This is a genomic window from Sorangium sp. So ce124 (genome assembly GCF_051525235.1).
Taxonomy (GTDB): Bacteria; Myxococcota_A; Polyangia; order Polyangiales; family Polyangiaceae; genus Sorangium; species Sorangium atrum.
In genome coordinates this window covers 11,193,664-11,205,326 of the sequence record NZ_CP150312.1, presented here as the reverse complement: position 1 = coordinate 11,205,326, position 11,663 = coordinate 11,193,664, and the positions used below count along the sequence as shown (strand labels likewise).

10 protein-coding genes are annotated in these 11,663 nt (G+C 72.4%); 7 read left to right on the top strand and 3 right to left on the bottom strand.

Translation table 11 applies throughout. The features are described 5' to 3' along the window. Positions 1-125 precede the first annotated feature (125 nt). The 3 genes from WMF19_RS42095 to WMF19_RS42085 form a co-directional block, all read right to left on the bottom strand. Positions 126-761 carry a hypothetical protein gene (locus WMF19_RS42095; RefSeq protein WP_437895524.1) on the bottom strand — a complete coding sequence of 212 codons (636 nt, stop codon included), beginning with the start codon at positions 759-761 and terminating at the stop codon, positions 126-128. A gap of 6 nt (positions 762-767) precedes the next feature. After that, positions 768-2,171 carry a selenium-binding protein SBP56-related protein gene (locus WMF19_RS42090; RefSeq protein ID WP_437895523.1) on the bottom strand — a complete coding sequence of 468 codons (1,404 nt, stop codon included), beginning with the start codon at positions 2,169-2,171 and terminating at the stop codon, positions 768-770. 337 nt (positions 2,172-2,508) lie between these two features. Beyond that, positions 2,509-2,865 carry an antibiotic biosynthesis monooxygenase family protein gene (locus WMF19_RS42085; RefSeq protein ID WP_437895522.1) on the bottom strand — a complete coding sequence of 119 codons (357 nt, stop codon included), beginning with the start codon at positions 2,863-2,865 and terminating at the stop codon, positions 2,509-2,511. A gap of 607 nt (positions 2,866-3,472) precedes the next feature. Here WMF19_RS42085 and WMF19_RS42080 point away from each other — a divergent pair. The 7 genes from WMF19_RS42080 to WMF19_RS42050 are packed head-to-tail and all read left to right on the top strand — an operon-like array spanning position 3,473 to position 11,625. After that, positions 3,473-4,591, top strand: a complete 1,119-nt coding sequence (locus tag WMF19_RS42080; RefSeq protein ID WP_437895521.1) for an NAD-dependent epimerase/dehydratase family protein — start codon at positions 3,473-3,475, stop codon at positions 4,589-4,591. Continuing rightward, positions 4,588-5,724 (top strand): SDR family NAD(P)-dependent oxidoreductase, encoded by a 1,137-nt coding sequence (locus WMF19_RS42075; protein WP_437895520.1) that lies wholly within the window; start codon positions 4,588-4,590, stop codon positions 5,722-5,724. Before WMF19_RS42080 ends, WMF19_RS42075 begins: the two co-directional genes overlap by 4 nt. Next, positions 5,721-7,022, top strand: a complete 1,302-nt coding sequence (locus tag WMF19_RS42070; RefSeq protein ID WP_437901729.1) for a TIGR04295 family B12-binding domain-containing radical SAM protein — start codon at positions 5,721-5,723, stop codon at positions 7,020-7,022. Before WMF19_RS42075 ends, WMF19_RS42070 begins: the two co-directional genes overlap by 4 nt. Beyond that, complete coding sequence (locus WMF19_RS42065; RefSeq protein WP_437895519.1) at positions 7,015-8,250, top strand: glycosyltransferase family 4 protein; 1,236 nt, start codon at positions 7,015-7,017, stop codon at positions 8,248-8,250. Before WMF19_RS42070 ends, WMF19_RS42065 begins: the two co-directional genes overlap by 8 nt. Further along, the gene (locus WMF19_RS42060) at positions 8,241-9,386 is read left to right on the top strand and encodes a CgeB family protein (RefSeq protein ID WP_437895518.1); all 1,146 of its coding nucleotides are present in this window, start codon (positions 8,241-8,243) and stop codon (positions 9,384-9,386) included. Before WMF19_RS42065 ends, WMF19_RS42060 begins: the two co-directional genes overlap by 10 nt. After that, positions 9,383-10,522, top strand: a complete 1,140-nt coding sequence (locus tag WMF19_RS42055; RefSeq protein ID WP_437895517.1) for a CgeB family protein — start codon at positions 9,383-9,385, stop codon at positions 10,520-10,522. Before WMF19_RS42060 ends, WMF19_RS42055 begins: the two co-directional genes overlap by 4 nt. Continuing rightward, positions 10,519-11,625 (top strand): CgeB family protein, encoded by a 1,107-nt coding sequence (locus WMF19_RS42050; RefSeq protein ID WP_437895516.1) that lies wholly within the window; start codon positions 10,519-10,521, stop codon positions 11,623-11,625. The genes WMF19_RS42055 and WMF19_RS42050 overlap by 4 nt, the downstream gene beginning before the upstream one ends. Positions 11,626-11,663: the final 38 nt, after the last annotated feature.

Here is an 11,663-nt window from a genome sequence, read left to right as displayed (position 1 = left end):
GTCGGGGACGGTTGCACATCGCGCAGAGATGCGCAGGCGGGCCGCCGTCGACTGTCAGGGCGTTGAGGTGGGTGCGGGCGAGCTCGGGAGCCAGGCCGTCGCCCGGTCGCCCGCCACAACGGACGTCAGAGCAGCACGGCGATGACGCCGGCCCCGATGAGCGCGACGGCCCAGGCCCGATCGAGGTTGAACCAGGCGGTGCGAAGGATGGCGACGCCGAGCTTGTGATAGACCACGAGCGCGACGGCAGCGGCCGCCACCATCATGGCGGCCGTGTGCACGAGGACAGCGGCGAGGTAGCCGAGAGGGCTCGCGAGCGACAGGCCAGCCGCGTCGTGACACCCGCCGTGGCACGGAGCGGGGTTGCCTTCGCCGAGCAGGAAGACCGGGAGCAACATGAGCCCCGCGCCGTGCGCGGTGGCCATCAGGAAGGACCACCAGGTCAGGTCGCGGAAGCCGACGCGCATCCCGACCCACCTCGGGTGCCGCGGCCTGACCAGCTTGAGCACGCCGAACGCGACGAGCGCGGCCGCCGTGAGCCACCGGAGCGCCGCGGCGGGGACGCTCGCGAGCCCGACCCCGAGCAGCGCGACCGTGAGGCCGATCGACGCCGCGTGGCCGAGCGCGATGGGGACGAGCGCCCGCCGCACCGCGCCGCTGCTCTTCTCCTGCAGGCCCAGGGCGACGGCGAACAGCCAGCCCATGCCAGGGTTGACGCCGTGATAGGCGCCGAGGAGCGCCAGCGTGAGCCAGGGCATCATGGCCGGCTAGGGGTAGCAGAACGAGTCGGACGACGCGTCGCCCCCCTCGAGCCGCACCTGGTGAGGGCGCAGCGCGCCGAAATCGACGAAGAACTCGGGATCGACCGCGATGCCCCCGCCCGCGGCCACATCGACCTTGGCCATCCAGCCGCCCACGCCCTCGGGATAGAACTGCTCGTCCCACGATGCGTAAAGCGAGTTCGTGAAGTAGACGCGCCGGCCGTCGCGGCTCACCTCGACCATCTGCGGCCCGCCCCGCAGCGGGCCGGAGCGGCGATGCGCCGCCCGTCGCACGATGCCGCCGAGGTGCACCGAGCCGGCCAGCTTCGGGTGGAACGGGTCCGATACATCGTACTGGCGGAGCTCGCCTGTGCCCCAGCAAGACACGTAGAGGAAGCGATCGTCGAGGGAGAGGTTGATGTCGGTGATCAGCGGCGGCACCGCCTTGAAGCCCTTGAGCAGCGGCGGCAAGAGGTCGGGATCCGCGGGCTCGGCCGGCACCTCGATCACCTTGCGGATCGCCCACCGATCGCCGTCGCGATGCCAGAGCCAGATCGAGGCGGAGAGGTCCTTGACGCTCACGACGACGCCGACGAAGCCATACGCCTTGGTCGGGTCGTGGGCGGGGCGGAGCTCCAGCGCCATCTGGTGCTCATCGCCGAGATCCAGCGCCTGGAGGTGCTTGCGTTTCCGCAGGTCCCATACATGGACGCGGTGTCCGTACTTCTTGCCGAGCAGGAGCTCCGGATTCACGCCGTCCTCGATCATCTTCGGCGTCCCCCACTCGCTCGTGAGGAGGGTGTCGTGGCCGAGGTGCCACCAGAAGTCGTAGTGGAGGAACTGCGGTCCGCGATCGATCTCCCATCGGCCGAGCACATCGAAGCTCTCGCAGTCGAGCACGAAGATGCCCCCCGGCCCGTCGCCGTCAGGGCCGCCGAGCGCGCTCACGTAGATGCCGTCGGGGCCGCAGTGCAGCGTGTGCGGGCGCGAGTAGCCGGCCCGCTTCGCGATCTCCTCGGCGCGCACCGTGTGGACGAGCTCGGGGCGGCGCGGGTCCGGCTTGACGTCGAAGACGAAGATGTTCGACGAGCGGAGCGCCGGGAGCAGGAGGAAGCGGCGCTCGACGTGGGGGTGCGGCGCGTAGGGGCACAGGGCGGCGCTGCACGCGTTCCAGCCGGAATGGTGGAGCTCATCGCCATAGGTCGGCAGCTCGTTGACCGAGACCAGCGTGCCGTACGCCGGCGACCTCGGATCGAGATCGACGACCGTGAGCGCGTCATGGCGCAGCTCGCCCGGGCGCTTCAGCGCGGCGCCCGCGTCGAGCGCGGTCACGTAGGCCAGCCGCTCGGGCGGCGCCTCCATCGCCAGGCGCGGCGACGGGTAAAAGGTGGGATCCGGACGAAACCGCATGCGCTGCGTCTCCTTGGTTCTGGGCGTTCGCGTGTCCTTCAGGCGCCGCCGGCGAGGACCAGCGCGCGCTGCCCGCGGCACGGGGCCGTGAAGGGCGGCAGGCGACCTGGCCGATACGCCTCCTCCCCGGGCGGCTCCGCGCGTCGGGCCGGACCAGATCAGACCGTCTACGTGGATCCGCTATAACAGATGCATGGGACCGGGTCTACCGTCCCGGCAGGCCCCGCGCTGTGTCGGTGTTACAGGGGTCGACGCGGCGCTCGAGGCGCCGGGCGAGGCCGGCGCTCGCTCGGTCGTCAGTCGTCGGTCGTCGCTCGATCGCCGGCGCGCTCCGGGCCTACCCCTTCAGATCGGTGCTGAGAAATACCTCGTGGATATCGAGCTTGCTCGGGCCCGCGAACATCTCCTTCGGCGCGCGGTTCCTGTGCGCCTCCGCGAACGCGGGGCTCCGCGTCCAGGCGATGAAGTCGTCCATGGACCGCCACCAGGTCTTCACCTCGTAGAACCCCTGCGCGTCCGGGTCCGGGCTCCACGCGCCGGTCGCGTGATCCAGCTTCATCGGCCTCGGCCTGTGGACCTCGTTCCGGATGAAGCCGGGCGCCTGATCGACCAGGTGGACCCTGTTCTTGAAGCGATCCTCGAAATCGGCCTCGTGGCCCTCGGCGACGGGGATGCGGTTGGTGACGACGATCATCGCTCCTCTCCTTCTTGCTCGTACGGGAGGCCCGCACGCTGCGGGCGACGGAAGAGCTTAGCAGCGCCTGTGCCCGACCGGGCCACGCGGCGCTCACCGCCCTGCTCGCGCGCTCCCGCGCTGGCGCCGCTCGCACGCCGCCAGAATGCCTGGGAATCCCTCCGGGCTCAATGCAATGCCGCCGGCGACACGCAACCGATCAGAACCATCGCTACGGGCTCACCCTAACCGCTCCGACGTCAGCGGATCTCGCGCACTCGAACGGTACAGACCGGCCCGGAAGACAGGCGGGAAAGCCCCTATGGGCTCGCCAGACTCGAGCATTCCTCAGCGGAGCACGGAAAATCGCACGGAGCGGGCCCTTGTTGAATACCTCACAACGATGCTTGCGTGATCGTGAGTCGCATGATACTCGGATGGCGTCCGGGGCAACGATCATGCCCTGTTTGCAACGAACGGAGCAGGGAACGACGCGCAGCGATCCGCCGGAGCACGACGTCATCGCAAGGGACATCGACCCCCGGCCTCATCTGGCCTCGCTCGCCTCGCCTGTTCCTCCCGGGCTCGCGGCGTCTACGCCGTGCGCCGATCATCGAACCAGAGGGATATGACAAGCCACGTCCTCATCACCGGTGGAGCAGGGTTCATCGGCTCTCACGTCGCCGACGAGCTCCTGCGCCAGGGGGCCCGCGTCCGGGCGCTCGACAGCCTGGTCCCTCAGGTGCACGGCCCCGACCGCCGCCGCCCGGCGTACCTCGACCCGGAGGTCGAGCTCATCGTGGGTGATGTCCGCGACCGCGACGCGGTGAGGTCGGCGCTCCGCGGCGTGGACGCGGTTGTCCACTTCGCGTCCGCGGTCGGGGTCGGACAGAGCATGTACAAGATCGCGGAGTACACCTCGATCAACAACGTCGGCACCGCCGTGCTCCTCGAGGAGCTCGCCGAGAAGCCGGTCTCGAGGCTGCTCGTCGCCTCCAGCATGAGCGTGTATGGCGAGGGGCTCTACCGGACGGCCTCCGGCGCGGTCGTCCCCGGCGCGAGCCGGCCGCTCGAGCAGCTCAGGCGCGGCGACTGGGAGGTCCGGAGCGAGGCCGGCGAGGCGCTCGTGCCCATCCCGACGCCCGAGTCCAAGCCCCCGTCGCTCGAGTCGGTCTATGCGCTCTCCAAGTACGACCAGGAGCGGCTCTGCCTGATGATCGGGCGCGCCTATCAGATCCCGACCGTCGCCCTCCGCTTCTTCAACGTCTACGGCCGCCGCCAGGCCCTCTCCAACCCGTACACCGGCGTCCTCGCCATCTTCGCCGCGAGGCTCCTCAACGGCCGTCCGCCGGTGATCTTCGAGGACGGGCTGCAGCGGCGCGATCTCGTGAGCGTCACCGACGTCGCCCGCGCCTGCGTCCGGGCCCTCGGCGCCGACGCCGCGGTCGGCCAGGTGCTCAACATCGGCAGCGGGCGGTCGTACACCGTGCGCGAGGTCGCCGAGCGCGTCCGCGAGGTGATGGGGAAGAGCGGTATCGAGCCCGAGATCGTCGGGAAATCCCGGCTGGGCGACGTCCGGCACTGCTTCGCCGACATCGGCGCGGCGCAGCAGAAGATCGGGTATGCGCCCCGGGTGTCGCTCGAGGAGGGGCTCCGCGATCTCGCCGACTGGCTCGAGGGGCAGGTGGCGAAGGACGCTGTCGCCCAGGCCCGCGCAGAGCTGGAATCCAGGGGGCTGACGGTATGAGCGCCGCGGCGCTCGATCCGGGCGGCGCGACCCTGGCGGAAGGACGACCGGCGCTGATCACCGGCGGCGCCGGCTTCATCGGGGCCAACCTGGCCCACCGCCTGCTCCAGGCGGGAGAGGCGGTGATCCTCTTCGACAACCTCTCCCGCCCCTCGGTGGCGCGCAACGTCGAGTGGTTGAGGCGCACCCACGGCGACCGCGTCACGCTGATCACCGGCGACGTGAGGGACGCCCGCGCTGTCGCGGCCGCGGTCCGGCGCGCCTCCAGCGTCTTCCACTTCGCCGCCCAGGTGGCCGTGACGACGAGCCTCGTCCAGCCGGTGGAAGACTTCGAGATCAACGCCCGCGGGACGCTCAATGTCCTCGAGGCGATCCGCGCGGAGAGCGCCCCTCCGCCGCTCCTCCTCACGTCGACCAACAAGGTGTACGGCGGCCTCCCCGACGTCCCACTCTCGTGCAGCGGCCGGCGCTACGAGCCCACGGATCCGGAGCTCCGGGCCTCCGGCGTCTCCGAGGCCCGCCCGCTCGATTTCCACAGCCCTTACGGCTGCTCCAAGGGCGCGGCGGACCAGTACGTCATCGATTATGCCCGCACCTTCGGGCTCCCCGCGGCGGTGTTCCGGATGAGCTGTATCTACGGTCCTCGCCAGTTCGGGACCGAGGACCAGGGGTGGGTCGCTCATTTCCTCCTCCAGGCGCTCCGGCGGGAGCCGATCACCCTCTACGGCGACGGGATGCAGGTGCGGGACGTGCTCTTCATCGACGACCTCGTCGACGCGCTCCTCCTCGCCCGCAGGGACATCCGGCAGATCTCGGCGTCGGCGTTCAACGTCGGCGGGGGCCCGGAGAACACCCTCAGCCTGCTCGAGCTGCTCGACCTCATCGAGGAGCTCGACGGCAAGCGCCCCCTGATCGGCTTCGAAGGGTGGCGGCCGGGCGATCAGCGGTACTACGTCTCCGACTGCCGCCGGCTCTCCGCGGCCACGGGGTGGTGGCCGCGCGTCCGGGTCCGCGAGGGGGTGCGCAGGCTGCACGGCTGGCTGCGGGAGATGACGGAGACGACCGGCGCCGCGAAAGCCGCCGCCGGCGCCGGCCAGCCCGCGAAGGAGCCGTGCGCGGGGGGCGTCCGGTGAGGTTCGCGCTCGTCAACCCGGCCTGGAGCTTCGAGGGGAGCATCTATTTCGGCTGCCGCGAGCCTCACCTGCCCCTCGAATACGGCTACGCCAGGGCGCTGCTCGAGGCCGCGGGGCACGAGGCGACCGTCGTCGACGCCCAGGCCCGGGGCATCGACGACGGCGCCCTCCGCGACGAGGTGGCCGCGCTCCGCGCCGACGCGATCGTGGTGACAACCGCGCCGAGCTACCTCTTCTGGCGCTGCGCGCCGCCCGAGCTCCGCGTCCCGCAGCAGGCGCTCCGCGCGCTCCACGGGCTGCCGGGGCTCCGGCTCGCGGTGGGCCCCCACGCCTCCACCACCCCCCGCGCCACCCTGCGCAAGCTCGGCGTCGACGCCGTGGTGATGGGCGAGTGCGAGGACGTGCTGGTGGAGCTCGCCGATCGACCGCGATCGCGCTGGGGCGAGATCGACTCGATCGCCTGGCAGGAAGGCGATGAGGCGCGCGTGCAGGGCGGCCCGCGCGCGTCGGACATGGGGCGGCTGCCGGCCCTCCGCTGGGACGAGGCCACGGTGGCGCGCCACGCCCACCACCACCACCGCTTCGACGCCACGCCTATCGGCCCCGGCGCGGAGGTCGAGGCGTCCAGAGGGTGCCCCTACCACTGCACCTTCTGCGCGAAGGACAACTTCCGCGAGGGCTACCGCAAGCGCCCTCTCGACGTGCTCCTCGACGAGCTCGATGGGCTCGTCGCCCAGGGCGTCCGTTACGTCTATTTCATCGACGAGATCTTCCTGCCGGATCGCCCGCTGCTCGAGGCGCTCGTCGATCGCCCGGTGTCGTTCGGCGTCCAGATGCGCGTCGACAACTGGAGCCGGGAGATGCTCGACCTGCTCGGGAGAGCGGGGTGCGTCTCGATCGAGGCAGGGGTGGAGAGCATCACCCGGGAGGGCAGGAGCCTCCTTGCCAAGCGCTGCAAGCTCTCGACCGAGCAGCTCGGCGATCTCCTGATCCACGCCAAGAAGAGCGTCCCCTTCGTCCAGGCGAACCTGATCCAGTCGCCGACCGACGATCCCGCGGACGTCGCCGCCTTCCGTGAGCGGCTCCGGCAGCACGGCGTGTGGGCGAACGAGCCGGTGCCGATGTTCCCTTACCCGGGCTCACCCGAGTACACGATGCGCTGGGGCGCACCCGATGATCAGGCGTGGGAGCGCTCGGTCGCGGACTACCTCGATCGGTTCGATCGCTTCAGCGACCTCCAGGACAGCCGCCCTCTCCCGCTCTCCGCGCTGGAGATCGCGCCCCCCGGCCATGGCTGACGCCGCGCGCGCCCCCGGCTCCGTCCTGATGACCGCCGACACGGTGGGGGGCGTCTTCTCCTATGCGATCGAGCTCGCGCGCGCGCTCGCGGCGCGCGGGGTCAGGACGTCTCTCGCCACCCTGGGCGGGCCGCTCTCCGGGCCCCAGCGCGAGGCCGCGGGCCGCGTGCCCGGGCTCGCCGTCTTCGAGAGCTCCTTCCGGCTCGAGTGGATGGAGGATCCCTGGGACGACGTCGCGCGCGCCGGGGACTGGCTCCTCGAGCTCGAGGAGCGCCTCCGCCCGGCGCTGATCCACCTGAACGGCTATGCGCACGGCGCGCTCGACTTCCGCGCCCCGAAGCTCGTGGTGGCCCACTCGTGCGTCCTCTCGTGGTGGGCGGCGGTCCTCGGCGGGGAGGCGCCGCCGCGGTACGATCGCTACCGGCGCGAGGTGGCCCGGGGGCTCGCCGCCGCGTCGGCGGTGGTGGCCCCGACCCGGGCGATGCTCGACGCCCTCCTGCGCCACCACGGCCCGCTCCCCGCGGGCTCGCGTACGGAGGTGATCCCCAACGCCGCCGATCCCGCGCGGTTCGCCCCGCGCTTGAAGGAGGAGCTCGTCCTCGCGGTCGGGCGGCTCTGGGACCAGGCCAAGAACATCGAGGCGCTCGGCGAGGTGGCCCCTCACCTGCCCTGGCCGATCCAGGTGGCCGGGAGCGACGTCCGCCCCGGCGGGGGCGCGGGCGCGATCCCCCACCCCTCGCCCCTCCCCTGGCTCGAGCGCCTCGGCGAGCTCTCGCCCTCCGCCGTCGCCGCCGCGCTCGGCCGCGCGTCGATCTACGCTCACCCGGCCCGTTACGAGCCGTTCGGCCTGTCGGTCCTGGAGGCGGCGCTCTCCGGGTGCGCCCTGGTCCTTGGCGACATCCCCAGCCTGCGCGAGGTCTGGGGGGACGCGGCCCTCTACGTGGATCCCGGCGACACGGAGGCCCTCCGGCGCGCGCTCTGGACGCTCATCGACGCGCCCGGCGCGCGGCGCGAGATGGCCGCGCGCGCCCGCGCCCGCGCCCTCGGCTTCTCGGCGCGGCGGATGGCCCGGGGCTACCTGCGCCTCTACGGCGAGCTCCTCGGCCGCGGGCCCAGCGAAGAAGCGCGCTCGCCGGCGCGCGGGGCGGCCGAGGTGCTCGAGCGGCGCGGGACCTCGGGGTTCGCGGCCGCGCCCCCCGCGAAGAAGGCGAGCGCGCCATGCGCATAGCCCTGTTCTGCCACTCCCTGCTCTCCGACTGGAACCACGGGAACGCGCACTTCCTCCGCGGCGTGGTCACCGAGCTCGCCGAGCGCGGGCACGAGGTCCGCGCCTTCGAGCCGAGGGACGCCTGGAGCCTCCAGAACCTCGTCGCCGATCACGGCGAGGCGCCGCTCCGCGAGGTGAGGGAGGTCTATCCGCGCGTCGATCCGATCCGCTACGACCTTGCCTCGCTCGACCTGGACGAGGCGCTCGAGGGCACCTCGCTGGTCATCGTCCACGAGTGGAGCGAGCCCGAGCTGGTCGCCCGCATCGGCGCGCACCGGGCACGCGCGCCGCGCGCGCCGTACCGGCTGCTCTTCCACGACACGCACCACCGGTCGGTGACGGATCCCGGGGCCATGGCGCGCTACGACCTCACCCGCTACGACGGCGTCCTCGCCTTCGGCCGGGTGATCCGCGACCTCTACCTCGCGCGCCACTGGGCCCGCCAGGCCTTCGTCTGGCACGAGGCCGCGGACGTCCGCGTGTTCCGCCCGCGCCGCGGGGCCCGGCCGGAGCGCGATCTCGTGTGGATCGGCAACTGGGGCGACGAGGAGCGCACCCGCGAGCTCGACGCGTTCCTGATCGGCCCTGCGCGCGATCTCGGCCTCTCCGCCCGCGTGCACGGGGTGCGCTACCCCGAGCACGCCCGCGCCGCGCTCGACGCGGCCGGCATCGAGCACCGGGGCTGGCTCCCCAACTACCGCGCTCCCGAGGCGTTCGCGCGGGCCAGGGTGACCGTCCACGTCCCGAGGAGGCCCTACGTCGCCTCGCTCCCGGGGATCCCGACCATCCGGCCGTTCGAGGCCATGGCCTGCGCCATCCCGCTCGTCTGCTCGCCGTGGAGCGACGCGGAGGGGCTGTTCTCGCCCGGCCTCGACTACCTCGTCGCCCGGGACGGCGACGAGATGAAGCGGCACCTCGCGGCCCTCCTCGCCGAGCCCGCCCTGGCCGCCGAGCTGGCGGAGCGGGGGCGCGCGACGATCCTCGCGCGCCACACGTGCGCCCACCGGGTCGACGAGCTCCTCGCCATCTCCGCCGAGCTCGGCGTCGAGGTCGACCGCCCCGCGCCCGCCGCCCCACCCCAGCGAGCCACGTCATGAACCGACGCAACCCACGCCCGACCCCGAGCCGATCGCTCGACATCGCCTTCTTCGGATCGAGCCTCGTCTCCGCCTACTGGAACGGAGCCGCCACCTACTACCGCGGCATCCTCAGCGCCCTCGCGGCGCGAGGGCACCGCATCACCTTCCACGAGCCGGACGCCTACGATCGGCAGAAGCACCGCGACATCGAGGACCCGCCGTGGGCCCGCGTCGTCGTCTATTCCGGCACCGACCCCGCGGAGCCCAGGCGGCTCGTCGAGCAGGCCCGGAGCGCCGACGTGGTCGTCAAGGCCAGCGGCGTCGGCGTCTTCGACGAGCTGCTCGAGGCCGAGGTCGCCGCGCTCGATCGGCCGGGGCTCACGACGATCTTCTGGGACGTCGACGCCCCGGCCACGCTCGAGCGGGTCCGCGCCGCGCCGTCGGATCCTTTCCGCGCGCAGATCCCGCGCTACGACCTGGTCTTCACCTACGGCGGCGGCGACCCGGTGGTGCGCGGCTACGAGGCGCTCGGCGCGCGGCGCTGCGTGCCCATCTACAACGCGCTCGACCCCGAGACCCACCTCGAGGTCGCGCCGGATCCTCGATTTCACTGTGATTTTGCGCTGCTCGCCAACCGCCTGCCGGACCGGGAGCGGCGCGTGGAGGAGTTCTTCCTGCGGCCCGCGGCCGCGCTCCCCGGGCTCCGGTTCCTCCTTGGCGGCAGCGGCTGGCAGGACAAGGCGATGCCCTCGAACGTCCGTTACGTCGGGCACGTCTACACGGCGGACCACAACGCCTTCAACGCCAGCGCCCGCGCGGTGCTGAACGTGGCCCGCGACAGCATGGCGTCGGTCGGCTTCTCCCCGGCGACCCGCGTCTTCGAGGCCGCGGGCGCGGCCGCGTGCCTCGTCACCGACGCGTGGGAGGGGATCGAGCTCTTCCTCGAGCCCGGGCGCGAGGTGCTGGTCGCGAGGAGCGGCGACGACGTCGCGGAGATCCTCCGGACGCTCACGCCCGAGCGGGCCCGCGCCATCGGCAGGGCAGCGAAGCAGCGCGTGCTCGCGGGGCACACCTACGCCGAGCGCGCGAGGCAGGTCGAGGCGCTGCTGGCCCGCCCCGACGGCGCAACCCTCACCGCGAACACGCCGCCGTGAAGCCCATCTCCTTCGTCTTCCTGGGCCTGTCGATCACCTCGTCGTGGGGCAACGGCCACGCGACCACGTACCGCGGGCTGCTCAGGCGGCTGGCCCAGCGCGGGCACAGCGTGCTGTTCCTGGAGCGGGACCTCTCGTTCTACGCGGAGAACCGCGACCTCCCGAGCCCGCCCTACGGCCGGACCGAGCTCTACCGGGGGCTCGACGATCTCCGCGCGCGCTTCGCGGGCGCGGTGCGCGACGCGGACCTCGTGGTCGTCGGGTCCTACGTGCCCGACGGCGCCGAGGTCGGCGCCTGGGTGACGGAGACGGCGCGCGGGAAGACCGCGTTCTACGACATCGACACGCCGGTGACGCTCAAGCAGATCGAGCGGGGCGGCGCCGGGTACCTGTCTCCGGCGCTGATCCCGCGGTACGACCTGTACCTCTCGTTCACGGGCGGCCCGACGCTCGAGCGGCTCGAGCGCCGCCACGGGGCGAAGCGGGCGCGAGCGCTCTACTGCTCGGTGGATCCGGACGAGTATTTCCCGGAGCGCGCGCCGCCCCGGTGGGATCTCGGCTACCTCGGCACGTACAGCGCCGATCGCCAGCCCACGCTGGACCGGCTCCTCGTCGCGCCGGCGCGCCGCTGGGGGCGAGGCCGCTTCGTTGTCGCCGGCCCGCAGTACCCGGCGGACCTCGGCTGGCCCACCAACGTCGATCGCACCGATCACGTCCCGCCGGGCGATCACCGCGGCTTTTACGGCGCGCAGCGCTTCACGCTCAACGTCACCCGCCGGGACATGATCGAGGCGGGGTACTCGCCGAGCGTGCGCCTCTTCGAGGCGGCGGCGTGCGGCGTGCCGGTGATCAGCGACGACTGGCCTGGGCTCGACGAGCTCTTCGAGCCTGGCAAGGAGATCCTGGTCGCCCGCTCCCCGGAGGAGGTGCTCCACCTGCTCCGCGAGCTCCCCGAGCGGGAGCGGATCGCGATCGGCCAGCGGGCGCGCGAGCGCGTGCTCGCCCGACACACAGCGGCGCACCGCGCCGAGGCGCTGGAGAGGTACACCCGGGAGCTGCTCGACGAGCAGGACGCGCCGGAGCGCCCGGGGGACCGGGAATGAGGACGTCGACGTGGCGAGTCGACCTGGAGAGGAGGTCA

Excerpts from the sequence above, each read along its gene's own strand:
- WMF19_RS42095 (WP_437895524.1), bottom strand. The coding sequence starts at position 761 with ATGATGCCCTGGCTCACGCTGGCGCTCCTCGGCGCCTATCACGGCGTC.
- WMF19_RS42090 (WP_437895523.1), bottom strand. The coding sequence starts at position 2,171 with ATGCGGTTTCGTCCGGATCCCACCTTTTACCCGTCGCCGCGCCTGGCG.
- WMF19_RS42085 (WP_437895522.1), bottom strand. The coding sequence starts at position 2,865 with ATGATCGTCGTCACCAACCGCATCCCCGTCGCCGAGGGCCACGAGGCC.
- WMF19_RS42080 (WP_437895521.1), top strand. The coding sequence starts at position 3,473 with ATGACAAGCCACGTCCTCATCACCGGTGGAGCAGGGTTCATCGGCTCT.
- WMF19_RS42075 (WP_437895520.1), top strand. The coding sequence starts at position 4,588 with ATGAGCGCCGCGGCGCTCGATCCGGGCGGCGCGACCCTGGCGGAAGGA.
- WMF19_RS42065 (WP_437895519.1), top strand. The coding sequence starts at position 7,015 with ATGGCTGACGCCGCGCGCGCCCCCGGCTCCGTCCTGATGACCGCCGAC.
- WMF19_RS42060 (WP_437895518.1), top strand. The coding sequence starts at position 8,241 with ATGCGCATAGCCCTGTTCTGCCACTCCCTGCTCTCCGACTGGAACCAC.
- WMF19_RS42055 (WP_437895517.1), top strand. The coding sequence starts at position 9,383 with ATGAACCGACGCAACCCACGCCCGACCCCGAGCCGATCGCTCGACATC.